The sequence below is a fragment of the Rheinheimera muenzenbergensis genome (assembly GCF_036984005.1).
Classification (GTDB): Bacteria; Pseudomonadota; Gammaproteobacteria; order Enterobacterales; family Alteromonadaceae; genus Alishewanella; species Alishewanella muenzenbergensis.
In genome coordinates this window covers 83,125-108,052 of record NZ_JALAAR010000009.1, presented here as the reverse complement: position 1 = coordinate 108,052, position 24,928 = coordinate 83,125, and the positions used below count along the sequence as shown (strand labels likewise).

The following is a 24,928-nucleotide window of genomic DNA, read 5'->3' as shown; positions in this document are numbered from 1 at the left end:
AAAACGGGCAGCCAGGCTGCCCGTTTTATCTTACAAACACAATGGATTAACTGGCATCCAGCTTGGTAACCAGCTGCTTTATTTCCGCAGCCGCGCCAAGGATATGCTGCTTAAGTAGCTTGCAGGCAGCGTCGGCTTTTTTCTGCCGCACTAACTGCAATAAACTACTGTGTTCCGGCTCGGCTTTTTTTACGCCACCAGCCAGCATTAAATGCACGCGGATATAACGGTCGGAATTACTGTTCAGGTTTTGCACCATTTCATAGGTCAGCGGCCGGTTAGCCGCGCGGTATAAGCTCATATGAAAGCGGCTGTTCAGCTCACTCCAACTGCCCGAGGTGTCCGCCGCCTGATAGGCCGTGCTCATTTGCTGCAGTAACTGCTCGCTTTGCGCCAGTTCAGCCTCTGTCAGCTTTGGGATCGCCAGCCGTAATAACTCGCACTCGAGTAAGGCACGCAGTTCAAATAACTCGGTTACCTGCTCAGCCGATAACTTGGTTGCAGTGGCACCTTTATGCGCTTCAAACTCAACCAGGCCTTCGGCTTCCAGTTGCAGCAGCGCCTCACGCACCGGAATACGGCTAACCTTTAACTCCTCTGCCAGCGCCGCCTGGCGCAATGGCTCACCGGCTTTAATGGCACCGGTAAGAATTTTTTCCCGGATCGCCTCAACTACTACCTGGGTACGGGTTTTATATTCAACAACCATCAGTCAGCCTGCTTTTACCTAAACATGGTATGCAGTATATCAAATACATTTATTGCTGCAGCAATAACTTAGCCTGACGTTAAAAACACCACTTGCTGAGACTGGCAACATTGGATACTGTATACAAAAAGGAGATTGCCGATGCGCTTAACTAAATTACGCCAGCTGATGGCCCAGCTGGACTATCAGGCCCTGTTGCTGACAGAACCACTCAATATCCGCTACCTGTCAGGCTTTAGCGGCAGCTCGGCCAGTTTGTTGATCACCGCTGAGCGGCAATTTTTGATCACCGATTATCGCTACACTGAGCAAGCTGAAACCGAATGCGCTGGCTTTGACATTGTCTGCCGCGATCGCTCAGCGCAAAGTCTGGGGCAATGCATCGCCGCGTTGTTGCGGCCCTTACCGGTTAACCGCTTGCAGTTGGAATATGGCCATCTGAGCGTCGAGTTATTTTCACAGTTGCAGCATGATTTGCCGTTAACACTAAGCCCCTCAACCAATCTGGCCGAGCAAATGCGCGCCTGCAAAGATCCACACGAGCTTAAATGCCTGCGCCAGGCGGCCTCTATTGCCGACAGCGCTTTGGCCTGGTTACTGCCGCAACTGCAACTGGGCATGACCGAGCGCGAAGCGGCCGATTTATTACAGCAGAAAATCTATGCACTGGGCGCGGATGAGCTGGCTTTCCCTACCATTTTACTGTCCGGTGAGCGCAGTGCCCTGCCCCATGGTAAGCCGGGCCAGCGCCGCTTTCAGCATGGCGATTTTATCCTGCTTGATTTTGGTGCCCGCATCGAAGGCTACCGCTCGGATATGACCCGCACTGTAGTACTGGGACAGGCCAGTGCAGAACAGCAGCAGTTTTATCAAACCGTTTTTAACGCCCAGCAGGCGGCGTTGGCGGCGGTAAAACCCGGTATCAGCGGCCATCAGTTAAATCACATCGCACAGCAGGTACTTAACGCCTCGCCGTATGCCGCTTATGCCGGTGAAGGTTTAGGCCATGGTGTCGGCTTAGCGCTGCACGAATACCCGCTAATGCGCCGTGGTTGCCAGGTCGCATTGCAAGCCGATATGGTGGTTACCATTGAACCCGGCCTGTATAAACCGGGCTTTGGCGGTGTACGCATCGAAGATGATATTGTGATCACCCGGCACGGTTATCAGCTGTTGACGCTAAGCCCAAAACAGCTGCAGCAGTTACCCGCCTGAGCCAGATTGACTATACAACTAGCGCAATTATTGACCACAAACACAGCAGAAATCAGCCGGCGGCGTGCAAATATATTTTTCACGCCAAAAGCAATAATCATTAAAAGCCATTTATAATCATACATTTAATGGCTTCCCGCTTAATAATAAAAACCAAACTTTTACTTGCAGTTTAATGCGCCAGCGATTAAGTTGTATAACATCTTAGTTAGCAAGAATTGCCCAATGAACAACGTCACTGTACTGCATCATCATAGCGACTAGCCGTCCGGATATTTCGGAGGGCTATTTTCTGGCGCTCCGGTGGTACAGCAACAAAAACCCCGAGCCCAGGCCCGGGGTTTTTGTTTATTCGCATTACATAGTTTAATTATCGTCACGGAGACCAGTATGAGTCCGGCAACAGAATCAAAACGTTTACGCATCGCCATGCAGAAATCCGGCCGTTTATCGGTCGACTCCCAAGCCCTGCTGACCAGCTGTGGCTTAAAAATTAACCTGCGCGAGCAGCGGCTGATTGCCCATGTCGAGAATATGGACATCGATATTCTGCGGGTGCGCGATGACGATATTCCCGGCCTGGTAATGGATGGCGTCTGTGACTTGGGCATTGTCGGCGAAAACGTGCTGGAAGAAGAATCCTTGCAGCGTAAGCTGGATAACGACAGCTTTGATTACACCGTACTAAAGCGGCTCGATTTTGGCGGTTGCCGTTTATCCATTGCAGTGCCGCAGGAAGAAAACTACACCGGCGCAGCCTCGTTAGACGGCAAAACCATCGCCACCACTTACCCGCGCTTGCTCGGCCGTTATTTAAAACAGCAAGGCGTTAATGCCCGCATTGTTAATTTAAAAGGCTCGGTTGAAGTCGCACCGCGCGCGGGTTTAGCCGATGCTATCTGTGATCTGGTGTCTACCGGTGCCACGCTCGAAGCCAATGGCTTAAAAGAAGTGGAAGTGATTTACCGCAGTAAAGCGGTGCTGATACAGCGCAAAGGGCTAAGCGATGAGCGTCAGCTAAAACTGATTAATAAGCTAATGCCGCGTATTAACGGCGTAATGCAGGCCAATGAAAGCAAATACATTATGCTGCATGCCCCGCGCGCGCGTTTAGATGAAGTCATTGCGCTGTTGCCGGGGGCAGAAAACCCGACCATGCTGCCGCTGGCCGGTAACGATGCCATGGTAGCTATTCATGTGGTGAGCAGTGAAACGCTGTTCTGGGAAACCATGGAGCAGTTAAAAGCGCTGGGCGCCAGCTCCATCTTAGTGCTGCCAATTGAAAAAATGATGGAGTAGCCATGTCAGCCGTGATTGATTGGGCTTCATTATCCGAAAGCGGGCAACAGGCGGCGCTGGCAAGGCCAGCGCTGGCCGACTCGGCATCGCTAAGTACGCAGGTAGCAGAGATTATCCGCAATGTACGCGCCAACGGCGATGCAGCGCTAGGTGCCTATAGCCAACAGTTTGATGGCTTAGATAGCAACCCGCTGGCATTAAGCGAAGCAGCGAAACAAGCGCAGCTGGCTAAACTGTTGCCAGAGCGTAAAGCCGCTATTGAGCTGGCGTACGACAATATTCGCAAGTTTCACGCTGCCCAGTTGCCGCGAGATATCGAAGTAGAAACCAGTGCCGGTGTTATGTGCCAGCTAAAAAGCCGCGCCATAGCTGCGGTCGGTTTGTATATTCCTGGTGGCAGTGCGCCACTGCCCTCAACCGTGTTGATGCTGGGTGTACCGGCGCAGTTAGCCGGCTGTAGCCGTATTGTGCTGGTGACACCGCCTGGCAAGCCAGCTGCAGGCGATATCGCGCCGGAGATTCTGTATGCGGCAGAGCTTTGTGGTATCAGCGAGATTTACACTATCGGCGGCGCCCAAGCCATTGCTGCACTGGCCTATGGCACCCAAAGCATCGCCAAAGTGGATAAAATCTTTGGCCCGGGTAACCGTTATGTTACTGAAGCCAAACAGCAGGTGAGTCTGGATGCCAAAGGCGCCCAAATAGATATGCCAGCCGGCCCGTCGGAAGTGCTGGTACTGGCCGATAGCAGCGCCAACCCGGCGTTTGTCGCTGCTGACTTATTATCACAAGCCGAACACGGCCCTGACTCGCAGGTGATCTTGGTCAGCGACAGCAGCAACTTAATTGCTGCCGTACAGGCAGAAGTGGCCAGCCAGCTGACGCAACTGCCGCGCAAAGATATTGCAGAGGCCGCGCTTAGCCACAGCCGCTATATTTTAACCGCCGATTTAGCCCAGGCGGTGACAGTAACCAATGCTTATGCGCCGGAGCATTTAATTGTGCAAACCGCTTTTGATGATGAGCTGATAGAGCAATTTAACAGCGCCGCCAGTATCTTTGTCGGTAAATGGACGCCAGAGTCTGCCGGTGACTATGCCAGCGGCACCAACCATGTGCTGCCCACCTACGGTTACAGCAAAACGGTATCCAGCTTGTCGCTGACCGATTTTTACCGCCGCTTTACGGTGCAAAAGCTAAGCGAACAGGGCATGCGTAATATCGGCCCGGCCATAGTCACGCTGGCTGAGGCGGAAAGCCTGGACGCGCACGCCAATGCGGTGCGGCTGCGTCTGGCAGAACTCACAACTATTGAAGGTTAAGCACAAGATGGCAAACTCAACCCCAACTGGCGTAAATAACCTGGCCAGGCAAATTGTGAAAGACCTCGTGCCCTACGCCTCGGCGCGCAGCAGCATGAGTGGTGGCGCTGTCTGGCTTAATGCCAATGAAAATGCCTTAGCGCCCAGCTATCAGCTGGATGGCACCTTTAACCGCTACCCATCCTGTCAGCCCAAAGCCGTGATCGAATCTTATGCCGCCTATGCCGATGTATCACCTGAGCAGGTACTGGTAAGCCGCGGCGCAGACGAAGGCATTGAGCTTTTGATCAGAAGCTTTTGCGAGCCGAAACAGGACAGCATTACTATTTGCCCGCCAACCTACGGCATGTATGCGATAAGCGCTGAAAGCAACCAAACGGCTGTGAATAAAGTCCTGCTGATTAATAACGAGCAGCTGGATTTAGCCGGCATTTTTGCTACCAGCCCCAAGCTGGTGTTTATCTGTAGCCCGAATAACCCGACTGGCGATCTGATCCCGCGTGAGCAAATTATTGCCGTACTTGAGCATTTCGCCGGTAAAGCTCTGGTGGTGGTCGATGAAGCCTATATTGAGTTTGCGCCACAAGCGACACTGGCCAATGAGCTGGCAAACTACCCGCATTTAGTCATTTTACGCACCCTGTCTAAAGCCTTTGGTCTGGCCGGGCTGCGCTGCGGCTTTACCCTGGCGGCACCGGAAGTGATAAACGCGCTAAAAAAGATGATCGCGCCCTACCCGATTGCCGAGCCGGTAGCGCAAATTGCCGCTCAGGCGTTATCGCAGGCCGGTATTGCACAAATGCAGCAAAGTGTGGCGACAATAAACGCGCTTCTGCAGCAGTTTATCGCCTTTGCCGAAACCCAAAGCGGCATTAACAAAGTCTGGCCCAGTAACGCCAACTATGTGCTGCTGCAGGTAGACAACGCTGCGGATTGCGTAAGCAGCCTAATTAAAAGCGATATTTTAATTCGCAATCAGTCCAGTCAGTTAGGCCTGTCAGAGGTAGTACGGGTATCGATTGGCAACGCCGATGAAATGCAGCGCTTAATGCAAGCGATGCAGCAGTATTTTTCTAACACCGATAGCAAAGAGAGAGTAAGCGCATGAGTGGCCAGCCTATTTTATTTATCGACCGCGACGGCACCATGGTTGAAGAGCCGCCAATAGACAAGCAGCTCGACAGCCTGGAAAAGCTGGCGTACGAGCCTGATTTGGTGCCCTCTTTATTAAAGTTGCAGGCCGCTGGCTATCGATTAGTGATGGTGACCAACCAGGATGGCCTGGGTACTGATAGCTTCCCACGTGATACTTTTGATGCGCCGCACGACAAGATGATGCAGCTGTTAACTTCGCAAGGCATCAAATTTGACGATGTGCTGATTTGCCCGCACTTTGAACGCGATAACTGCAGCTGTCGCAAGCCGAAACTGGGGTTGGTAAAAGACTACCTGCAGCAGGGCAAAATCGACTTTACTAACTCTTATGTGATTGGCGATCGTATTACTGATGTGCAACTGGCTGAGAATATGGGCTTGCCGGCGTTTCAGTATAACCGCGACAGCTTAGGCTGGGCGCACATCACCAAACAGCTGTTAAGTCGTGGCCGTAAAGCAACCGTACGTCGCACCACGCGGGAAACCGATATTGAAATCAGTGTCGATCTGGACAGCAACGGCAATAACAGCTTTAACACCGGCGTTGGCTTTTTCGACCATATGCTGGAGCAAATTGCCACCCACGGCGGCTTTTCACTGCAGGTAAAGGTGGAAGGTGACTTGCACATCGACGATCACCACAGCGTTGAAGATACTGCACTGGCACTGGGCCAGGCGTTAAAGCAGGCGCTGGGCAACAAGCGCGGCATTAACCGTTTTGGCTTTGTACTGCCAATGGATGAATGCCGTGCTGAATGTGTGCTGGATTTATCCGGCCGGCCACTGTTTGTGTTTAACGGTGAGCTCGGCGAAGGCGCCGTGGGCGGTTTAACGCTTGAAATGGTACCGCACTTTTTCCGCTCATTAAGCGATGCCATGCTGATGACGCTGCACCTGAGTATCACTGAAGGCAACAAGCACCACAAAGTGGAAGGCCTGTTTAAAGCCTTTGGCCGCGCATTACGCCAGGCTATCACGGTGTCGGGCGAAGCGCTGCCAAGCTCAAAAGGAGTGCTGTGATGAAGCTGGTGATAGTCGATACCGGCTGCGCCAATATCAGCTCGGTGTATTTCGCTTTTAAACGCCTGGGCGTTGACGCCAGCATCAGCCGCGATGCCAAAGCTATTAAAGCGGCCGATAAGGTGCTGCTACCCGGCGTTGGCACCGCGCACAACGCCATGGCCAAACTTCAGCAAGCCGAACTTATCGATACGTTGCAACACCTGCAGCAGCCGCTGCTGGGTATTTGCCTGGGTATGCAAATGCTGACTGCGCACAGCATGGAGGGCGATGTCGCCTGCTTAAACCTTATCCCGTCAGAAGTACGGCCCATGCAAAGCGCTGGCCTGCGCCTGCCACATATGGGTTGGAATACATTGCACAGCATAAGTGAACATCCGTTAATGCGAGGTTTTTCTGTCACAGACTATCTGTACTTTGTGCACAGCTTTGCCGTGGCACCAGACGAGTACAGCCTGGCACAGTGCGATTACGGTACTGATTTTGCTGCAGTAATTGGCAAAGACAATGTCGCCGGCGCCCAGTTTCACCCCGAGCGCTCGGGTAAAACCGGCGCACGCTTATTACAGAATTTTCTGGAGTGGCAGTTATGATTATTCCCGCCATCGACTTAATTGACGGCAATGTAGTGCGGCTTTATCAGGGCCGCTACGATAACACGACCCAATATGACTTCAGCCCAATCGGGTTGCGTAATCAATACGCCCAAGCCGGTGCAGACTGGCTGCATATTGTCGATTTATCCGGCGCTAAAGATGCCACTAAACGCCAGCTTAAACTGTTAACTGAGCTAATGACAGCTTCACCTTTGCATATTCAGGTCGGCGGTGGCGTGCGCTGCGAGCAGGATGTAATTGATTTACTTGATGCCGGTGCCGGCCGCGTCGTTATCGGCAGTTTAGCCATACGCCAGAGCGAGCTGGTGCAAGGCTGGGTACGCAAATACGGCGGCGAGCACATCGTACTGGCGCTGGATGTCGCCATAAATGACAAAGGCGAGAAAACCCTGCCCTCGCATGGCTGGATTGAGCAATCGAATATCACCTTAGAGCAGGTGCTGGACGGTTATATCACCGCCGGTGCGAAACATGTGCTTTGTACCGACATCAGTAAAGACGGCACCTTAACCGGCTCTAATGTGCAGCTATACAAAGAACTGGCCAGTAAGTATCCGCAGATACAGTGGCAGGCTTCGGGCGGCATTGGCAAGCTGGATGATATCCGCGCCTTAATTGGCAGCGGCGTCGCTGGCGTCATTTTGGGCCGCTCACTGCTGGAAGGTAAGTTTACGCTTGAGGAGGCCATAGCATGCTGGCAAAACGGTTAATTCCCTGCCTGGATGTACGCGATGGCAAGGTGGTTAAAGGCGTGCAGTTTCGTAACCATGAAATTATCGGTGATATAGTGCCGCTGGCACAGCGCTATGCAGAGGCTGGCGCTGACGAACTGGTATTTTATGACATTACCGCCTCCAGCGATGGCCGCGTGGTAGATAAAAGCTGGGTTAAACGTATCGCCGAGGTGATCGATATTCCGTTTTGTGTCGCCGGTGGCATTAAAACAGTGGCCGATGCCGGCAAAATTCTGGAAATGGGCGCGGATAAAATTTCGGTAAACAGCCCGGCCTTGCTAAGACCTGAGCTTATTAACGAGCTGAACCACAGTTTTGGCCAGCAGTGTGTTGTGATTGGCATCGACAGCTTTTTTGATGTCACTTCCGGCCAGTATCAGGTATACCAGTTTACCGGTGATGAAAGCCGCACCCGAAAAACCCAGTGGCTGACCCGCGATTGGGTCAGCGAGGTGCTAAGCCGGGGTGCCGGCGAGATCGTGCTTAACTGCATGAATCAGGATGGTGTGCGCCAGGGCTATGACATTGCCCAGCTAAAAAGCATTCGCGAGGTGTGCAGCGTGCCGCTGATTGCCAGTGGTGGCGCCGGCACTATGCAGCACTTTACTGATGTATTTGAAAAAGCCGATGTTGATGGTGCTTTGGCCGCCAGTGTGTTTCACAAAGGTATTATTGAAATTGCTGAGTTAAAAGCCAAATTGATTGCTGATGGCATCAGTATTCGGCCATAAAGGCACAAACGGAGCTTCGAACACGCAATCGCTGCGTACATTTTTGCTGTGACACGCCGTGAACCCATCCATGGGGGCTCTTCTCAGCCCGTCCGGGGCTTCAATGGTCACAGCAAAAAGTACATCCGCGCTTGCTTTGCTTGTGCCAGCCGGAACGCCAATGTCCCGAGCGACGAGGATTAACTGCTAAACAGAGCGTCTGTGGCAGGGAGGCCACAGAGGAGCCTACAGGGAGGTATTTACAGCGTCTCTGTGTGCAGTTAAACCTCAGAGCCATAACCTGACTGGCATGAAAAATGAACAAGGGTAGTTATGAATAAAGACAATATTAACCAATTAAGCTGGCCGGAAAACCAACTGCTGCCAGCGATAGTACAGCATGCCATCTCCGGCAAGGTGCTGATGCAGGGCTATATGAACCCAGCGGCACTTGAGCACACGCTGCAAAACGGCAATGTCACCTTTTACAGCCGCAGCAAACAGCGGCTGTGGACCAAAGGCGAAAGCTCGGGACATACCCTGCAGCTGGTCAGTATCGACAGCGACTGCGATGCCGACAGTATTTTAGTGCTGGCACTGCCGCAAGGGCCAACCTGCCATGTCGGCACCGAAACCTGCTGGCATGACAACAGCGCCAATAGCCCGCAACTGGCGTTTTTATATGACTTAGAACAGGTAATTAAATCCCGGGAAGGCGCCGATCCGGCCAGTAGCTACACCGCCAGCCTGTTTGCTAAAGGCGTAAAACGCATCGCGCAAAAAGTTGGTGAAGAAGGCGTCGAATCAGCCTTGGCGGCAATGGCTGGCGATAAAGAAGAGCTAACCAACGAAGCGGCTGATCTGATCTTTCACCTGCTGGTTCTACTACGCAGCCAAAAGTTAGCACTAAATGATGTGATTAAAGTGCTGCAGCAACGACACAAATAAGCAGGCATGTTGGCAGTTTCACTATACAGTTGTTGCTAAAATTCATTTGGTTTAGTGGTGGCGCAGCAACATTGTGCTAACTACACTTAAGCTGTCATGACAGTAAAACCACCGCATCTGCATCGCGAGGCAAATCTGATCCAAATGCTGGATCCTATGTCCACCGATTGGAATCAGGCCTTGCCCGCCCCCAATACGACAGTAACCAGTAAACTGGTTGCTGCGCTGGACTTTTCCCGTTTAAATAGCTTGTTCGAGAATTTCCTGCAAGTGATGGACGTGCCAATTGCATTGATCGATCTGCAGGGCAAGGTGCTGGCATCGTCGCGCTGGCAGCGGGCCTGCATTCAGTTTCATCGTCAGGCTGAAACCACATTGCAACGTTGCCTGGAAAGTGATCGCGACCTGGCATTACAGCTGGAGCAAGGCAAAAACTATTCGATATACCGCTGCCGCAACGGTTTAACCGACTGCGCCACACCTATAGTTCTTGATGGTGAGCATATTGCTAACCTGTTTATTGGCCAATTTTTACTGCACGAACCCGATCAGGCTTATTTTACCGAACAGGCTAAACAAGCCGGCTTTGATAAAAATGATTATCTGGCAGCGTTGGCTGAAGTGCCTATTGTCGATGAAAGTCGTTTGCCGGCGATGTTAAATATGCTGGCATCCCTGGCGCTGCAAATTACTGAACTTAGTCTGGCTAACCATCGTTATCAACACAGCTTGCAACTAACCGAAAAACAAGTGCAGCAGCGTACGCAAGAGCTGACGCTACAAAACCAGATTTTAAGCCAGATCAGTGAAGGCGCAGCGTTAAAAACGGTACTGCACAATCTTGTTACCCAGGTAGAGCTACTGCACCCAGATATGCTGTGTTCCATCTTACTACTGGATGAAAACGGCAAAACGTTGCGCCATGGCGCGGCGCCGTCACTACCCGATGCCTACAATCAGGCGATTGACGGTGTCGTTATTGGCGAGGGCGTTGGGTCCTGCGGCAGCGCCGCCTATAGTGGTGAAACCGTGATCGTGACCGATATAAACTCTCACCCTTACTGGAAACCTTATCTGGCACTGGCTGAGCTTGCTGCTGTAAAAGCCTGCTGGTCGCAGCCGGTAAAAAATGCTCAGGGTAAAGTACTGGGCACCTTTGCCATTTATCAGCGCCAGCCTGCCGAGCCTTCAGCCGAGCTACTGGAGAAAATTAAAACCTATAGTAATCTGGCTGAACTTGCCATCAGCCGCAGCTTAAGCAGTTCGCAAATTAGACGCTTAGCCTTTTATGACAGCTTAACAGGCCTGGCTAACCGGCGCTTACTGGAAGAACACTTGTTGCAGGCGATGGCAGCCAGCAAACGCAGCCAAAAGTTTTGTGGCCTGATGTTTATCGATCTGGACAATTTTAAGCCGGTAAATGATCTTTACGGCCATAAAGTCGGCGATGCGCTACTGGAAGAAGTCGCCCGCCGCTTACAAAGTGCAGTGCGCCAGGCCGACACCGTTGCCCGTTTTGGTGGGGATGAGTTTATTGTGCTTTTGCGTGATATTGACGCCGATGACCGGCGCAGCAAACAACATATGCAGGTTGTTGCAACAAAAATTGCACAGGAATTATCCCGCCCTTACCCACTGAATGAAAACAGCATGCACCAGTGCGCCTGCAGTATAGGTTTAGTGTTATTTTTGGGTGACGCTGATAGTGATGAATTACTACGTCAGGCCGATATGGCAATGTATCAGGCAAAAAAACTGGGGCAAAATCGCCCCTGCTGGTATAACAAAGCTTAAACCACCGCTAAACCTAACCGCACAACGCAGCGTGGCACTTAACCGTCGCATTAAAATGTAACAGCCTTTGTCTGTCTATTGACAAGGCCGGCATGGAAACCGACTATAACGGCGGTCTTACGTTTAACACTTCTGTTAACACTAAAACAAAAAGAGTCGCTATGAAAAAATCCTTACTTGTTCTGGCACTGGCCAGCAGCTTCGCCATGGCAGATGAAGGCATGTGGATGCCGCAACAGTTGCCACAAATTGCCAACGAATTAAAAGCTGCCGGTTTAGCGCTAAACCCAACCGATTTAAACAAACTTACTGAATTTCCGGCTGCTGCTATTGTCAGCCTGGGCGGTTGTTCTGCCTCTTTCGTATCGCCAAATGGCTTAGTCGCGACCAACCATCACTGTGCCTACGGCAGTATTGCCCACAACTCGACGCCAGAAAATGATCTGCTGGCCAATGGCTTTTTAGCTAAAACGCTGGCCGATGAAGTTGCCGCTGCACCTGGCAGCCGTATATTCGTAACCAAAGCCGTTGATAATGTCAGCGATCAAGTCATTGATGCCAAAACCGCCAAATTAAGCGGTAAAAAGCGCATTGATGCTATTGAAGCCAACCAGAAAGCACTGGTAGCTGAGTGTGAAAAAGACGAAGGCCACCGCTGTACGGTAGCTGCATTCTACGGCAGCCTGGAGTTTTACCGTATTAAACAGCTGGAAATTAAAGATGTACGTTTAGTACATGCCCCGGCAGAAGGCGTGGGTAAATTTGGTGGCGACACCGATAACTGGATGTGGCCACGTCACACCGGTGACTACAGCTTCTACCGCGCTTATGTCAGCCCGGAAGGTAAATCAGCCGATTACAGCACAGACAACGTGCCATACAAACCAGATTTTCATTTAACCCTGGCCAAAGACGGCGTAAAAGAAGGTGATTTTGTGATGGCGCTGGGTTATCCGGGCCGCACTAACCGCCACCGTTTGCCTAGTGAAGTGAGCGAAACCTTTGAATGGGCCTACCCCAACACCGTAGCACAGTTTAAAAACACGCTGGATATTATCGCCAGGCAAACCGCTGAGGATAAAGATGCCGAGCTGAAATACGCCAGCCGTGTCGCCGGTTTAAACAACTACATGAAAAACCGTCAGGGCATGCTGGACAGCTTTGCCGGCAGCGACTTTTTAAGCCGCAAAACAGCAGAACACGCAGAACTGACCAAGTGGGTTAACAGCAGCCGCGACAATAAAAAAGCCTATGCTGATGACTTAAAAACTATCGAAAAACTGCTGAAACAACGCCAGGACAAAGATCGCAAAGACTATCTGCTGGATAACGCCAAGCCACGGCTGTTAACAGCAGCAGGGGCGATTTATCGGCTGGCAGAAGAAAGCACTAAGCCGGACGCCGAGCGTAAAGCCGGTTTTCAAAAACGTGATTTACCGCGTTACAAAGCCTTTGTTGCCGGTATGGAGCGTAACTTTGCCGTTAGCGTTGAAAAAGCGCTGGATCTGTATAACTTAAGCCGCTACGCAGCTCAGCCGAAAAAACAACGCGACAGCGAGTTTGACAAGGTAATGGGGATTAAAGATGGCATGTCAGAAGCCGATCTGAAGGCACTTATAGACAGCTGGTATGCCAATACCGGTTTAACCGTGCTGGATAAACGCACTGCGCTGCTGGAGATGACACCAGAACAAATCGCCAAGCTTGATGACAGCTTTGTTAAAGCCGCTGTTGCGCTGCACAAGTGGAATTTAAAGCACGAAGCGCAGGAAGAAGAACTGGCAGGCAAAATTCAGCAGGCTTATGCCAGCTATATGCGCGCCAAAATCGCCTTTATGCAGTCTAAAGGCCACGCCGTTTACCCTGACGCCAACAGCACACTGCGGGTAACTTACGGTAATGTAAAAGGCCGCGGCCACGGCAATGAAGATGGCAATGCCTGGGCACCGTTTACCACGCTGCGTGGTATTACGGCTAAAGCCACCGGTGAAGGCGAATTTAACGCGCCACAAAGCCAGCTGGATGCCATTAGAGCCAAACAGTACGGCCCATACAAAGTGGACAGCTTAAACTCAGTGCCGGTTAACTTCTTAGCGACGCTGGATATTACCGGTGGTAACTCAGGTTCTGCGGTACTGAACAGCAAAGCCGAACTGGTAGGCCTGGCGTTTGACGGCACACTGGATTCGATTATTTCAGACTGGGACTACAACCCGGATAACACCCGTTCAATTCAGGTTGATCACCGTTTTATGCTGTGGCAAATGCAGCTGGACGGCGCAGATAATCTGTTAAAAGAAATGGGCGTGAAGTAACCATCTGAAAAAGGGCCGAAAGGCCCTTTTTATTCATCTCTTCGAGTCGAACCGACTTGTTCACACAGACACGCCGTAAATACATCCCTGTAGGCTCGATTCGGCCATCCTGGCCTGCAACGGTCTGTTTAGAACAAGTCGATTCTCATAAAGTCTGTGCTCTCTAGATTGCCTTTTCTAGCAACTCTGCAGCCAGCCGGACAAAATCTGACGAGGTTAGTATCCCCTTCAGCTTATTGTTTTCATCGACTACCGGCATACAACCGTGGCGGTTTGATACAAAAAAACCGGCCACATCTTTTAACGATTGCTCTGACGTGACCGCAGCAAAATCAGTCACCATCATATCGGCCACCAATTGCTGTTTTTCTTTGCGCTCCAGCGCTGTGGCACCAAATTGCGCCATCAAGCCCATTACTTTGGCAATCATAATTTTTTGCGTCAGCATGCCTACCAGTTCACCTTTGGCGTCTATAACCGGAATATGGCGGATATTTTTTTCACGCATTAAATCATGCGCATCTTTTAAACTGGCGTCGCGGGTAACGCATAAAGGATCAACCGTCATCAGTTCGGTAACAATGCTAATAGTCATCTCAGTCTCCATATCGATAAAAATATAGCCTTATAGCGAAAAAGGTAGCTGTACACTTAGCGCTGGATCAAGTTTCTGTTGCTTATTTTGTCGCCGGAGTTAATGAGCTACCCAAAGAGGCGACAATTACCAGCGCTATCGCCAGCCACTGCCATAGCGTTAACAGTTCAGCCAGAATTAAAAAGCCTGCCAGTGCCGCTATCGCCGGCTCCATGCTCATAAACACGCTGAAGTTTTGCGATGTCATATTACGCAGCGCTACCATCTCCAGTGAATACGGAATAGCGCTGGACAAAATACCGACTAAAAAGCCCAGAGGTAATACATCCCAGCTTAGTAACGCCATACCCTGAGTAACAAAGCCGGTTGGTACCAGCACGACAGCAGCAACGGTCATACCCAGCGCCACCGTCATACCACCCGAGCTTTGTGTATTAGTTTTTTTACCGAATAAAATATAGCCAGCCCAACAGGCACCAGCCGCCAATGCCTGTATCACACCAACCGGATCCAGCGCATCCACACCATGCATATCCGGCAGTAGCAGTAAAATACCGGCTAATGCAAAACCAACCCAGATCAGATCACGCTTGCGTCTGGAGGAAAACAGCGCCACGGCCAGGGGGCCGGTAAATTCCAGCGCCACCCCAATACCCAGTGGAATACGGGCAATAGCCAGATAAAACAAAATATTCATGCCACCCAGGCACAAACCGTAAACAATTACAGCCTGCCAGTCCCGCCCCTGTGGCAGCGCACGCCAGGGCTTAAATACCAGACACAACACCAGCGCAGAAAACCCCAGCCGCAGAGCGGTAGTGCCATCCGGGCCAATCAGCGGAAACAATTGTTTGGCTATAGATGCGCCGGATTGAATAGTGATCATCGCCAGCAATACGCTGACAACAGCGACAACCAGGCTGCGATTTACAAAGACAGGCATAACATAGTGATCCGAAAGGACGTACAAGACGCGAACGGCTTAATTGTAGCCTGTGCAGAGCGTAAAACGTAACCGTCGGCGCACTGTAATGCGCCATCTGTGCGTTATTTCGGGGCAAAACGTCAGAGGCTCCAGCTGGAAGCGTTATGCACCAACATTAAGACGTCAAAAAAATATCACGCTATGGCAACTAATTAGCGGCAAATTAAACAGTACGCCAATTTTAGCGCCGCACTGGCATGGCATCTGCTAAGCACTTTTATCGGTATCGGTGCTCACCGCCATTTTTCGTCCTCTGACTCAGGAGCATTACTATGACCGGACTACACAACCGCAGCCATCCTCTGCGCGATGTACTGGATAAAGAATTGCAACAGCGCACCTTCCCTGCCATTGCCGCGCCCTGCCGGCTATGTCAGTTTATGCTGACCGTTGCTCCGGCTTCACGTAGCAGTGAGTTTAGCTTTATGCAGCAACTGGCCAGTCAGCAAGGCAGCCATTTCAGTGAAACTGACCACGATATCAACCTGCCATTGTTTGGTGGCACGCTAAGGTTTGAGAAACACGGCGAGTTTTCCAGTTATGTGTTTATTCAGTATGGTAACGACAAACAGCTGTTTGACGATCCGCTGGATTTTTTGCCCAGTAAAGACTGGCTGGAGGATATTCCCGGCCAGATTTTCCGAGTAGTGCAACTTAGCGTTGTTACACCGGCGCAGCTAAAAGCCAATGGCAATATTGATAAGCTGTTTAATCCGGATAACTGCATCAGTAGCTTGCTGGCAGGACAAAAAGCGCGCATTTGGACCGATTTTCAAAAACATGCCGAAGGCGCCGGCCGCATGCTGTTACTGGATCAGGGGCTAAGCCCGGCGGCACTCGGGCGTTTAGTGCAACAGCTGTTTGATCTGGGCAATTACCGCAAGCTGTCGTTGCTGGGCTGGCCGATGTCACGCCAGGCACTTGCCAGGCTTAACCTGCTGGAGCAGCAACTGTCAGACATTACCCAGCGCATTGAACAGCAGCGCAGCGACGACGAGCGGCTGTTAAACGAAATTACCACTATGGCCGCGCAAACCGAGCATTTAATTGCCGAAACCAGCTCGCGTTTGCAAGCTACCGCTGCCTACTATCAGCTGACACTAGACCGGATAAAAGGCTTAAATGAAACTCCGATAGAAGGCTTATTATCGCTGCAGGACTTTACCGAACGGCGGTTAACGCCGGCGTTTCGCACCAGCGAGTCAGTCGTATTCCGCCAGAATGCGCTGTCGGGCCGGCTAGGCCGTTCAACAGAATTATTACGTACCCGGATTAACTTAAAATTAGAACAACAAAACCAGCAATTACTCGCTTCGATGGACAAACGCGCCAAACTGCAGCTGAACATGCAGCAAATGGTGGAAGGCTTATCACTGGTGGCGATCAGTTACTACGCCGTGCAACTAAGCGACAAAGCCATTAAGGCACTGGGATATTTTATGCCGCAGCTGGATACTGAACGCTGGCACAGTGTCAGCGTGCCACTGGTGATCACCGCCGTCTGTCTGCTGCTGTTTTGGATAAACCGCCGCTTACACCGAGATAAAACCAGCTAACAGCTTGAGAATTTGCCACTGCAGTGCTTTACTTGCGATCCCCTGGCAGAGATTGGATTAAAACGTGTTGCGTGGCGCTGTTGTTATCTGTTGTATTGGTGTTGCTTGTAGCGGTATAGCACAAGAGAATACGGCTGATACGAAAAAACAACTTAAATTGAAACCGGGCCAGGTGTTACATCAGGCAGCGCCGGCAGCAAACAGCAAGCCAAGCGCGCAAATTGCAGTGTATAAATCGGTAAAAGCTGACGGCACGGCGTTCTTTTCTGATCGTCAGCCGCTCAACCGGCCTTATCAACTGCTCAGGTTTGATTGTTTTGCCTGTGATCCGGTGTCAAAAATCAACTGGCATACGGTACCGCTGTACGTTAAACCGTACAATCGCATTATTGCCAAAGCTGCAACCGAACATCAACTTGACCCGGCGTTGATCCGGGCGGTGATACATGCCGAATCATCTTTCCGGCCGCAGGTAATATCGAAAAAGGGCGCTGTCGGCCTGATGCAATTAATGCCGCAAACCTCGGCAACACTGGGCGTGCAGGATGCAAATCATCCGGAGCAGAACATTAACGCCGGCAGCCGCTACCTGGCGCAATTGTTAAAGCAGCATAATAACGACCTAACGCTGGCGCTGGCGGCTTATAACGCAGGCCCCGGCAATGTAAAACGCTACAACGGGATACCGCCCTTTGCCGAAACCCAGGCCTATGTTGAACGGGTGGTAATTTTGCATAAGCGCTATCAGCAGCAAAGTTAAGCGGTTGCCGGCTTGTGTAATGCTGCACGCAGAATGTCTTTCCAGGATACCAAACCCAGCAAATGCTTAAATTCGTCGATGACCGGCAGACAGCTGATATTATGCTGCAACAATAAGGCGGCAGCCTGTTTTACACTGGTGTGTTCAGTAATAGTAATAACAGGTGACACCATAACCTGATGCACTTTACGCGAGCGCAAAAATACACTGATCGTTGGATCTGATGCGGAATCCATCACCGGGCTTAACTCACGGAAATAGTCTTTTACCGACACAATGCCAACAATACGGTTGGTATTGTCTATCACAGGTACATGCTGAAAACGGGCCTTGGCAAACACATCACGCAACGACGCCAGGCTGGCATCGGCCATAGTGGTTACCAGCTTGTTTCGGTGCGTCATAATATGCGCTATGCTCATCACAGCCCTCAGCCTTTACTTATTCGTCTTTGTTTTCAAAACCTTCAATAGTGACACCAGACAAGAAACCGGCACCTTTGGTATCGCCGCTGCGTAACTTGATCATCAGACGCAGATCGTTTGGTGAATCGGCATGGTGCAACGCATCAGCATAACTTATCCGGCCGGCCTGATATAAATCATACAAAGCCTGGTCAAAGGTTTGCATGCCCAACTCGCGCGATTTGGTCATTACCGCTTTAATTTCACCCATGTCACCACGGGAGATTAAATCGGCAATCAACGGCGAGTTAAGCAGTACTTCTATCGCAGCCACCCGGCCCTGGCCATCTGCAGTCGGTACCAGTTGCTGTGCAACTATGCCGCGTAAATTCAACGATAAGTCGAACAGCAGCTTCTGGTGCATTTCTTTTGGTACCAGGTGCATAATGCGGTCAATGGCCTGGTTGGCGTTGTTGGCGTGCAATGTAGCGATACATAAATGGCCGGTTTCAGCAAACGACAGCGCGTATTCCATGGTGTCCTGACTGCGGATCTCACCAATCAGAATAACGTCCGGCGCCTGACGCAGCGAGCTTTTCAGCGCGGCTTCAAACGACTCGGTATCAATACCAACTTCACGCTGTGTAATTAAGCTTTTATGGTGGTCGTGCACAAACTCAATCGGATCTTCAATGGTAAGAATATGACCTTTGGCGTTTTTATTGCGATAACCCAACAGCGCCGCCAGCGAGGTCGACTTACCGGTACCGGTACCACCGACAAACAGCACCAGACCGCGCTTGGACATGATCACTTCTTTCATGATTGGCGGCAGGCCCAAATCATCAACATTCGGAATTTGCGTTACGATTCGGCGCACCACCATGCCAGCACAGTCACGTTGCCAAAATGCCGATACCCGAAAACGGCCAACTTCATTGGCTATAGCAAAGTTACACTCTTTGCTGGTCATAAACTCCTGCTGCTGCTTGTCGTTCATGGCCGACAGCACCAGTTTCAGTGAGGTAGCATCGGTCAGCGGCATTTCGTCTATTGGTGTCATTTCACCGTTAATTTTGGCAGCCACCGGCATGCCGGCAGTGACAAACATGTCAGATGCCCGCATATTTACCATTTTTTCTAAAAAATCATCCAGTTGCATAGCTATTACATCCTACCCATAGCGCCAAAGGTATTTTTGTCCTGTGCCTTAGCCGCCGCGTCTTGCTGGGTTATCCGGCCACGGTTTACCAGATTCAACAAGCATTGATCCATGGTTTGCATGCCATGGGCCGCGCCGGTCTGGATAACCGAGTACATCTGGGCAATTTTGTCTTCGCGAATAAGGTTACGTATCGCCGGTAAGCCGACCATAATTTCGTGTGCCGCAATACGGCCGCCGCCGATTTTTTTCAGCAGGGTTTGTGAAATAACAGCACGTAATGATTCAGACAGCATTGACCGCACCATATCTTTTTCTTCCCCCGGAAACACGTCGATAATACGGTCGATGGTTTTTGGCGCTGACGTGGTGTGCAGGGTACCAAACACTAAATGACCGGTTTCGGCGGCGGTCATCGCTAACCGTATGGTTTCCAGATCACGTAATTCACCCACCAGAATAACGTCCGGGTCTTCACGCAGTGCCGAGCGCAATGCATTGCTGAAACTGTGGGTATCGCGGTGCACTTCCCGCTGGTTAATCAGACAGGATTTATTGTTGTGCACAAATTCTATTGGATCTTCGATGGTTAAAATATGGTCGTGGCGCATGGTGTTAATGTAATCGATCATCGCCGCCAGGGTGGTAGACTTACCCGAGCCTGTCGGTCCGGTTACCAGCACCAAACCACGCGGGTTTTCGGCAATTGTTTTAAAAATATCCGGTGCACCTAAGTCATCCAGTGTTAACACCTCACTGGGGATAGTACGGAACACCGCTGCCGCACCGCGGTTTTGCACAAAGGCGTTAACACGAAAACGCGCTAAGCCCGGCACTTCAAAAGAAAAATCTGATTCGAGACGTTCTTCGTACTCTTTGCGTTGCTTATCGGTCATAATCTCGTACACCAAAGCATGTACTTCTTTATGCGACAACGGCGGTACATTAAGTTTACGTACGTCGCCATCAACGCGGATCAGCGGCGGTACGCCGGCTGAAAGGTGTAAATCTGAGGCTTTATGTTGCACACTAAACGCCAGTAATTCGGTAATATCCATGACAACTTTTACTCCACTTTGCCAATTGATATGAATAACATAGCAGAACAACTACAGCTCGCCTATCACAACCTGACACAAAAGTGCCTCCAGCTGTCTGCCAACATTGACACTGTACAACTGTTAGCCGTTAGTAAAACCAAACCGGTTAGCGCCATTGAAGCGGCGTACCAGGCCGGACAACGGCATTTTGGCGAAAATTACCCGCAGGAGCTGGCGACAAAAGCGACAGAGCTTAGCGGCTATGCGGATATCTGCTGGCATTTTATCGGCCCGTTGCAATCGAATAAAACCCGGCTGGTGGCCGAGCATGCGCACTGGGTGCACAGTATTGAACGGCTGAAGATTGCCCAGCGCCTGAACGAACAGCGCCCGGCAACGCTGAAAAAATTAAAGGTGCTGCTGCAAATTAATATCAGTGATGAAGCCAGCAAAGCCGGTATAGCGCCGGCAGATATGCTGCAACTGGCCGAAGCGGTAAACCAATTACCCCAGCTGGAATTAAAAGGCCTGATGGCAATACCGGCACCCGGGCAAAGCGAAACCGCCTTTGCAGCTATGCAGCAATTGTCGTTACAACTGCAGCAGCGCTATGCGCAAGCGACTGAATTATCGATGGGCATGTCAGATGACTGGCCTTTGGCTCTGCGATATGGCGCAACTATGATACGATTAGGTACCGCAATTTTTGGCGCAAGAGATTAGCACAAGGAATGACGACACAAATGAATGACAACACAGTCGCCTTTATCGGTGCCGGCAATATGGCGCGCTGCGTTATTGCCGCCATGGTTAACGCCGGTTATCCGGCAGACAACATTATCGCCGCTAACCGCAGTCAGCCGAAATTAACCGCGCTGGCTGCCGACTTCGGCATTCAAACCACGCTGGATAATATTGAAGCGGTAACCAAGGCCGATGTGATCGTGCTGGCCGTAAAACCGCAGATGATGCAGGATGTTTGCCAATCCTTGATCGCTGCGGCACCTGAGATTGCCGAAAAGTTGTTCGTTACCTTAGCCGCCGGCCTTCCGGTAAGCCGTTATCAGCAATGGCTGGGGCAGGTTCGTCTGGTTAGGGCTATGCCCAACACACCGTCACTGGTTGGCCTTGGCGTGACCGGTTTATTCCCGTCGGGCTGCTCCAACTATGAAAAAGCCTTTGTTGATCATATGTTCAGCGGCACCGGGCTCAATGTCTGGCTGGAAACCGAAGCGCAAATTAACCATATCATTGCTGTTACCGGCAGCTCGCCGGCCTATTTCTTTTTCTTTATGCAGGCGATGCAGCAAGTGGCAGAGCAGCTGGGTTTTGATGCGGCCCAGGCCAAGCAAATGGTGGCACAAACTGCGCTGGGCGCCGCGACTATGGCGCTGAACAGTGAGCATAGCTTTGCAGATCTCAGAGCTCAGGTTACCTCTAAAGGCGGAACCACGCATGAGGCCGTAACCACTTTTGCCAACCAGGGGCTTGAAAAAATGGTGGCAGACGCCATGTATGCGGCAATTGCCCGTGCAGAAGAAATGGCGCAAAGTCTATAATTTTCATCGTCTAAGATGCGGAGAGCCTGATGCAAGCCTTGATATTTTTAATAAACACTGCCTTTAGTTTATATCTGATGGTAGTGCTGCTGCGGATTTGGCTGCAATGGGCACGGGCCGATTTTTACAATCCACTGAGCCAGTTTGTTGTTAAAGCCACCAACCCGGTCGTTATTCCACTGCGCCGTCTGCTACCCAGTATCGGCAAAATAGACACTGCATCAGTATTGCTGGCGCTTGTGTTGGTTATCGCACAATCTGTATGTTTGCGCTATCTGGCGTTTGGTCAGGTGTTTCTGCCGAATTTACTGGTAATGGCACTACCTATGCTTGTGCGTGAAGCCTTGACGCTGTTTTTCTGGGTGTTGATTATCCGCGCCATTATGAGCTGGTTTAGCCAGGGTAATAACCCAATAGAGTATCTGATGCATCAGCTCACTGAACCGGTGCTTCGTCCGGTGCGGCGTATTATTCCGCCCATAGCCGGGTTAGACTTGTCGGTTCTGGTAGTTATTATCGCCCTTAACGTGTTGAACATTCTTACTTTGGGCTGGCTGCCAAAATTTTGAGCGCTGTGGTAACAGCACAACTTCAGGTTAAGGCTGCATATTTAAACCCAAAGCCAGCCAGGCTGGCTTAAGACCGTTATGAACATAACGCCGAAGCAGGTGCCTGCGCCGATAAAAACGCTGCCGGACAAAACCTGAGCCACTATACTTAACAGCCTGATCTTACTGACTGAGGTGGACTATGAACCGTGTCATTCTTGCCCTGCTATTGGGCTTAATTGTCAGCTTTAGTGCCGCTGGCGAGCAAAAAAAACAACTGGGAAACTGGGATGTGCATTACATTGCTTTTCCCTCACCGATACTGACGCCGGAAGTGGCGCAGCAATACCAGCTGCAGCGCAGTAAATACAATGGCATTGTTAATATTTCAGTATTGGATAAAACCACGCAGCAAGCACAAAAAGTGGCGATAACTGGTAGCGCCAAAGACTTGCAAAGCCGTATCCGCACACTGGAATTTACCGAGGTAACAGAAGGCAATGCGGTGTACTACCTGGCACAATTGCCGTTTCATCACGAACAACGTTACAGCTTTACCATTAGTATCAGCAGCGGCAACCAGACGCAGCAACTGACTTTCGACCAGGTTTTTTACGTAGATTAATTAGATGACAAATAACATAGTGCTGGCCAGCGGTAACAAAGGCAAAGTAACGGAATTAAGCCAGATGCTGGCACCGTTTAAGCTGCAAGTGATACCGCAAACTGAACTGGGTGTCTCAGATGCCGATGAAACCGGGCTGACCTTTATTGAAAATGCCATTATAAAAGCGCGCCATGCCGCGTTAGCCACAGGCTTACCGGCTATTGCCGATGATTCTGGCCTGGCAGTTGACGCGCTTGATGGTGCACCGGGTATTTATTCGGCCCGCTATGCCGGAGAAGCCGCCAGCGATAGCGCCAACATTGATAAACTGCTGTTGGCGCTAAAAGACGTACCGCCCGGGCAACGTGCTGCACAGTTTCATTGTGTATTGGTGTACCTGCGTCATGCTGAAGACCCGACACCGCTGGTATGTCACGGCGTTTGGCATGGCAGCATCACCCAACAACGCGCCGGTTGTGGTGGCTTTGGCTTTGATCCGGTGTTTTATGTCGCCACTGAGGACTGCACCAGTGCCGAGCTAAGCCGTGAGCGCAAACAGCAACTTAGCCATCGCGGTAAAGCCCTGGCGCAGTTGCTTAAACTGTTACAGCAGAGCAAAGCATAGTGGCATTGCAGTTACCGCCCTTGGCGCTTTATATTCACATACCCTGGTGTATTCAAAAGTGTCCGTACTGCGACTTTAACTCCCACGCAGTAAAACAAGGCATTCCCGAGCAGGAATACATCGCCCATTTATTGGCTGACTTAGATCAGGATTTAGCTCTGGTTAGCGGCCGCAGCCTTAGCAGTATCTTTATTGGTGGTGGCACACCCAGTGTGTTTTCTGCTGAGGGCATTGAGCAAATCCTAACCGGCGTTAAGCAACGTATCCGCTGTGACAGCGACATGGAAGTAACCATGGAAGCCAATCCCGGCACGGTTGAAGCCGAGCGTTTTGCCGGCTATGTCAGTGCCGGTGTAACGCGGTTTTCTATCGGTGTACAGAGTTTTCAAACCGCCCAGTTGCAGGCGCTGGGGCGGATACACGACAGTCACGAAGCCATCAACGCGGCGAAACTGGCCCAGCAGTTACTGCACAGTCAGCCGCTGCAAAGCTTTAACCTGGATTTAATGCACGGCTTACCACAGCAGGATCTGGCCGGTGCTTTGGCCGATTTACAACAAGCGATAGATTTAGCCCCTCCGCACCTGTCCTGGTATCAACTGACTATAGAGCCCAACACTGCTTTTGCCTCACGCCCGCCAGTGTTACCACCAGACGATACGTTGTGGGATATCCAGCAACATGGCCTGGCATTGCTTGAACAACATGGCTATCAGCAATATGAAATTTCTGCCTATGCCAAAACCGGCCAGCAGTGCCGGCATAACCTGAACTACTGGCGTTATGGCGACTATTTAGGTATTGGCTGCGGTGCCCATGGCAAAATTACCCTGCCATCACGCAATGCCATTTTACGTACGGTAAAAATTAAGCACCCTAAAGGCTATATGGATATCAGCCGCGGCTATCTGGACAATCGCGAGCAAGTCGCAGCCGATGACCGGCCGTTTGAGTTTTTTATGAACCGCTTTCGCTTGCTCGAACCCTGCCCGATCACCGACTTTACGGCCTACACCGGCCTGCCACTAAGCAGCATCACTGCGGCTATTACTGAGGCAGAACAAAAGCAGCTACTGACGGTTACCGATACGCACTGGCAAATAACCGCTAAAGGTGCGCGCTATCTAAACGACTTACTCACCTTGTTTATCTAGCCTGATTAACCTGTCAGCGCGATACTTTGTCTGTTAATCAGCAGCTGATGGCGTAGAATAACGCCATCAGCTGAGCAATCAGCCAAGCCATACAT

At 51.0% G+C, this 24,928-nt stretch carries 25 protein-coding genes; 19 read left to right on the top strand and 6 right to left on the bottom strand.

Annotated features, from left to right (window positions below):
* Window positions 1–46: 46 nt before the first annotated feature.
* On the bottom strand, window positions 47–709 hold the full coding sequence (locus MN202_RS11880) for a GntR family transcriptional regulator (RefSeq protein ID WP_335736343.1): 663 nt from the start codon (window positions 707–709) through the stop codon (window positions 47–49).
* Window positions 710–850: 141 nt separating this feature from the next.
* On the opposite strand from MN202_RS11880, the gene MN202_RS11875 reads away from it, so the two are divergent.
* The 11 genes from MN202_RS11875 (at window position 851) to MN202_RS11825 (ending at window position 13,838) form a co-directional block, all read left to right on the top strand.
* Window positions 851–1,924, top strand: a complete 1,074-nt coding sequence (locus MN202_RS11875) for a M24 family metallopeptidase (protein WP_335736342.1) — start codon at window positions 851–853, stop codon at window positions 1,922–1,924.
* A 390-nt stretch (window positions 1,925–2,314) separates the two neighbouring features.
* On the top strand, window positions 2,315–3,223 hold the full coding sequence (gene hisG, locus MN202_RS11870) for an ATP phosphoribosyltransferase (RefSeq protein WP_335736341.1): 909 nt from the start codon (window positions 2,315–2,317) through the stop codon (window positions 3,221–3,223).
* 2 nt (window positions 3,224–3,225) lie between these two features.
* Entirely contained in the window at window positions 3,226–4,545 is a 1,320-nt protein-coding gene (gene hisD, locus MN202_RS11865; RefSeq protein WP_335736340.1) for a histidinol dehydrogenase, read from the top strand.
* 7 nt (window positions 4,546–4,552) lie between these two features.
* Window positions 4,553–5,653: a histidinol-phosphate transaminase gene (gene hisC, locus MN202_RS11860; protein ID WP_335736339.1), complete on the top strand. Its 1,101-nt coding sequence runs from the start codon at window positions 4,553–4,555 to the stop codon at window positions 5,651–5,653.
* Window positions 5,650–6,720, top strand: a complete 1,071-nt coding sequence (gene hisB / locus MN202_RS11855) for a bifunctional histidinol-phosphatase/imidazoleglycerol-phosphate dehydratase HisB (RefSeq protein ID WP_335736338.1) — start codon at window positions 5,650–5,652, stop codon at window positions 6,718–6,720. The genes hisC and hisB overlap by 4 nt, the downstream gene beginning before the upstream one ends.
* Window positions 6,720–7,313: an imidazole glycerol phosphate synthase subunit HisH gene (gene hisH, locus MN202_RS11850; RefSeq protein ID WP_335736337.1), complete on the top strand. Its 594-nt coding sequence runs from the start codon at window positions 6,720–6,722 to the stop codon at window positions 7,311–7,313. The genes hisB and hisH overlap by 1 nt, the downstream gene beginning before the upstream one ends.
* Complete coding sequence (gene hisA, locus MN202_RS11845; protein ID WP_335736336.1) at window positions 7,310–8,047, top strand: 1-(5-phosphoribosyl)-5-[(5-phosphoribosylamino)methylideneamino]imidazole-4-carboxamide isomerase; 738 nt, start codon at window positions 7,310–7,312, stop codon at window positions 8,045–8,047. The genes hisH and hisA overlap by 4 nt, the downstream gene beginning before the upstream one ends.
* On the top strand, window positions 8,029–8,802 hold the full coding sequence (gene hisF, locus MN202_RS11840; RefSeq protein ID WP_335736335.1) for an imidazole glycerol phosphate synthase subunit HisF: 774 nt from the start codon (window positions 8,029–8,031) through the stop codon (window positions 8,800–8,802). The genes hisA and hisF overlap by 19 nt, the downstream gene beginning before the upstream one ends.
* A gap of 312 nt (window positions 8,803–9,114) precedes the next feature.
* Window positions 9,115–9,729 (top strand): bifunctional phosphoribosyl-AMP cyclohydrolase/phosphoribosyl-ATP diphosphatase HisIE, encoded by a 615-nt coding sequence (gene hisIE / locus MN202_RS11835; RefSeq protein ID WP_335736334.1) that lies wholly within the window; start codon window positions 9,115–9,117, stop codon window positions 9,727–9,729.
* Window positions 9,730–9,825: 96 nt separating this feature from the next.
* Complete coding sequence (locus MN202_RS11830) at window positions 9,826–11,523, top strand: PocR ligand-binding domain-containing protein (RefSeq protein ID WP_335736333.1); 1,698 nt, start codon at window positions 9,826–9,828, stop codon at window positions 11,521–11,523.
* A gap of 161 nt (window positions 11,524–11,684) precedes the next feature.
* The gene (locus MN202_RS11825; protein ID WP_335736332.1) at window positions 11,685–13,838 is read left to right on the top strand and encodes a S46 family peptidase; all 2,154 of its coding nucleotides are present in this window, start codon (window positions 11,685–11,687) and stop codon (window positions 13,836–13,838) included.
* Between the two features lie 163 nt (window positions 13,839–14,001).
* Here MN202_RS11825 and MN202_RS11820 read toward each other — a convergent pair whose 3' ends face one another.
* The gene (locus tag MN202_RS11820) at window positions 14,002–14,433 is read right to left on the bottom strand and encodes a CBS domain-containing protein (RefSeq protein WP_335736331.1); all 432 of its coding nucleotides are present in this window, start codon (window positions 14,431–14,433) and stop codon (window positions 14,002–14,004) included.
* Window positions 14,434–14,515: 82 nt separating this feature from the next.
* A complete protein-coding gene (locus tag MN202_RS11815) occupies window positions 14,516–15,376 on the bottom strand; it encodes an EamA family transporter (protein ID WP_335736330.1) in 861 nt (286 codons plus the stop codon).
* A 314-nt stretch (window positions 15,377–15,690) separates the two neighbouring features.
* On the opposite strand from MN202_RS11815, the gene MN202_RS11810 reads away from it, so the two are divergent.
* Together MN202_RS11810 and MN202_RS11805 are read left to right on the top strand one after the other, a co-directional pair.
* Window positions 15,691–16,974: a DUF3422 family protein gene (locus MN202_RS11810; RefSeq protein WP_335736329.1), complete on the top strand. Its 1,284-nt coding sequence runs from the start codon at window positions 15,691–15,693 to the stop codon at window positions 16,972–16,974.
* Window positions 16,975–17,038: 64 nt separating this feature from the next.
* On the top strand, window positions 17,039–17,734 hold the full coding sequence (locus MN202_RS11805; protein ID WP_335736328.1) for a lytic transglycosylase domain-containing protein: 696 nt from the start codon (window positions 17,039–17,041) through the stop codon (window positions 17,732–17,734).
* Here the strand turns inward: MN202_RS11805 and MN202_RS11800 are convergent.
* From MN202_RS11800 to MN202_RS11790, 3 genes are read right to left on the bottom strand one after another with little or no spacing between them, the layout of a single operon-like run.
* A complete protein-coding gene (locus MN202_RS11800; protein ID WP_335736327.1) occupies window positions 17,731–18,138 on the bottom strand; it encodes a CBS domain-containing protein in 408 nt (135 codons plus the stop codon). The genes MN202_RS11805 and MN202_RS11800 overlap by 4 nt on opposite strands.
* A 37-nt stretch (window positions 18,139–18,175) precedes the next feature.
* On the bottom strand, window positions 18,176–19,300 hold the full coding sequence (locus MN202_RS11795) for a PilT/PilU family type 4a pilus ATPase (protein ID WP_335736326.1): 1,125 nt from the start codon (window positions 19,298–19,300) through the stop codon (window positions 18,176–18,178).
* Between the two features lie 5 nt (window positions 19,301–19,305).
* Window positions 19,306–20,358 carry a type IV pilus twitching motility protein PilT gene (locus MN202_RS11790; RefSeq protein ID WP_335736325.1) on the bottom strand — a complete coding sequence of 351 codons (1,053 nt, stop codon included), beginning with the start codon at window positions 20,356–20,358 and terminating at the stop codon, window positions 19,306–19,308.
* Between the two features lie 30 nt (window positions 20,359–20,388).
* Here MN202_RS11790 and MN202_RS11785 point away from each other — a divergent pair, with 30 nt between their 5' ends.
* The 6 genes from MN202_RS11785 (at window position 20,389) to hemW (ending at window position 24,833) form a co-directional block, all read left to right on the top strand.
* On the top strand, window positions 20,389–21,063 hold the full coding sequence (locus MN202_RS11785) for a YggS family pyridoxal phosphate-dependent enzyme (RefSeq protein WP_335736324.1): 675 nt from the start codon (window positions 20,389–20,391) through the stop codon (window positions 21,061–21,063).
* A 20-nt stretch (window positions 21,064–21,083) separates the two neighbouring features.
* Complete coding sequence (gene proC / locus MN202_RS11780) at window positions 21,084–21,899, top strand: pyrroline-5-carboxylate reductase (protein ID WP_335736323.1); 816 nt, start codon at window positions 21,084–21,086, stop codon at window positions 21,897–21,899.
* 29 nt (window positions 21,900–21,928) lie between these two features.
* Window positions 21,929–22,468 carry a YggT family protein gene (locus MN202_RS11775; protein ID WP_335736322.1) on the top strand — a complete coding sequence of 180 codons (540 nt, stop codon included), beginning with the start codon at window positions 21,929–21,931 and terminating at the stop codon, window positions 22,466–22,468.
* A 181-nt stretch (window positions 22,469–22,649) separates the two neighbouring features.
* Window positions 22,650–23,072, top strand: coding sequence for a DUF4426 domain-containing protein (locus MN202_RS11770; RefSeq protein WP_335736321.1), 423 nt, complete (start codon window positions 22,650–22,652; stop codon window positions 23,070–23,072).
* Between the two features lie 4 nt (window positions 23,073–23,076).
* Window positions 23,077–23,679, top strand: coding sequence for an RdgB/HAM1 family non-canonical purine NTP pyrophosphatase (rdgB, locus tag MN202_RS11765; protein ID WP_335736320.1), 603 nt, complete (start codon window positions 23,077–23,079; stop codon window positions 23,677–23,679).
* The gene (hemW, locus tag MN202_RS11760; RefSeq protein ID WP_335736319.1) at window positions 23,679–24,833 is read left to right on the top strand and encodes a radical SAM family heme chaperone HemW; all 1,155 of its coding nucleotides are present in this window, start codon (window positions 23,679–23,681) and stop codon (window positions 24,831–24,833) included. The genes rdgB and hemW overlap by 1 nt, the downstream gene beginning before the upstream one ends.
* Window positions 24,834–24,928: the final 95 nt, after the last annotated feature.

Excerpts from the sequence above, each read along its gene's own strand:
- MN202_RS11770 (WP_335736321.1), top strand. The coding sequence starts at position 22,650 with ATGAACCGTGTCATTCTTGCCCTGCTATTGGGCTTAATTGTCAGCTTT.
- MN202_RS11800 (WP_335736327.1), bottom strand. The coding sequence starts at position 18,138 with ATGACGCACCGAAACAAGCTGGTAACCACTATGGCCGATGCCAGCCTG.
- proC (WP_335736323.1), top strand. The coding sequence starts at position 21,084 with ATGAATGACAACACAGTCGCCTTTATCGGTGCCGGCAATATGGCGCGC.
- MN202_RS11830 (WP_335736333.1), top strand. The coding sequence starts at position 9,826 with ATGACAGTAAAACCACCGCATCTGCATCGCGAGGCAAATCTGATCCAA.
- MN202_RS11815 (WP_335736330.1), bottom strand. The coding sequence starts at position 15,376 with ATGCCTGTCTTTGTAAATCGCAGCCTGGTTGTCGCTGTTGTCAGCGTA.
- hisA (WP_335736336.1), top strand. The coding sequence starts at position 7,310 with ATGATTATTCCCGCCATCGACTTAATTGACGGCAATGTAGTGCGGCTT.
- MN202_RS11775 (WP_335736322.1), top strand. The coding sequence starts at position 21,929 with ATGCAAGCCTTGATATTTTTAATAAACACTGCCTTTAGTTTATATCTG.
- MN202_RS11785 (WP_335736324.1), top strand. The coding sequence starts at position 20,389 with ATGAATAACATAGCAGAACAACTACAGCTCGCCTATCACAACCTGACA.
- MN202_RS11795 (WP_335736326.1), bottom strand. The coding sequence starts at position 19,300 with ATGCAACTGGATGATTTTTTAGAAAAAATGGTAAATATGCGGGCATCT.
- hisD (WP_335736340.1), top strand. The coding sequence starts at position 3,226 with ATGTCAGCCGTGATTGATTGGGCTTCATTATCCGAAAGCGGGCAACAG.
- MN202_RS11880 (WP_335736343.1), bottom strand. The coding sequence starts at position 709 with ATGGTTGTTGAATATAAAACCCGTACCCAGGTAGTAGTTGAGGCGATC.
- MN202_RS11825 (WP_335736332.1), top strand. The coding sequence starts at position 11,685 with ATGAAAAAATCCTTACTTGTTCTGGCACTGGCCAGCAGCTTCGCCATG.
- hisG (WP_335736341.1), top strand. The coding sequence starts at position 2,315 with ATGAGTCCGGCAACAGAATCAAAACGTTTACGCATCGCCATGCAGAAA.
- hisB (WP_335736338.1), top strand. The coding sequence starts at position 5,650 with ATGAGTGGCCAGCCTATTTTATTTATCGACCGCGACGGCACCATGGTT.
- MN202_RS11875 (WP_335736342.1), top strand. The coding sequence starts at position 851 with ATGCGCTTAACTAAATTACGCCAGCTGATGGCCCAGCTGGACTATCAG.
- MN202_RS11820 (WP_335736331.1), bottom strand. The coding sequence starts at position 14,433 with ATGACTATTAGCATTGTTACCGAACTGATGACGGTTGATCCTTTATGC.
- MN202_RS11790 (WP_335736325.1), bottom strand. The coding sequence starts at position 20,358 with ATGGATATTACCGAATTACTGGCGTTTAGTGTGCAACATAAAGCCTCA.
- hisF (WP_335736335.1), top strand. The coding sequence starts at position 8,029 with ATGCTGGCAAAACGGTTAATTCCCTGCCTGGATGTACGCGATGGCAAG.
- hisIE (WP_335736334.1), top strand. The coding sequence starts at position 9,115 with ATGAATAAAGACAATATTAACCAATTAAGCTGGCCGGAAAACCAACTG.
- hisC (WP_335736339.1), top strand. The coding sequence starts at position 4,553 with ATGGCAAACTCAACCCCAACTGGCGTAAATAACCTGGCCAGGCAAATT.
- MN202_RS11810 (WP_335736329.1), top strand. The coding sequence starts at position 15,691 with ATGACCGGACTACACAACCGCAGCCATCCTCTGCGCGATGTACTGGAT.
- rdgB (WP_335736320.1), top strand. The coding sequence starts at position 23,077 with ATGACAAATAACATAGTGCTGGCCAGCGGTAACAAAGGCAAAGTAACG.
- hisH (WP_335736337.1), top strand. The coding sequence starts at position 6,720 with ATGAAGCTGGTGATAGTCGATACCGGCTGCGCCAATATCAGCTCGGTG.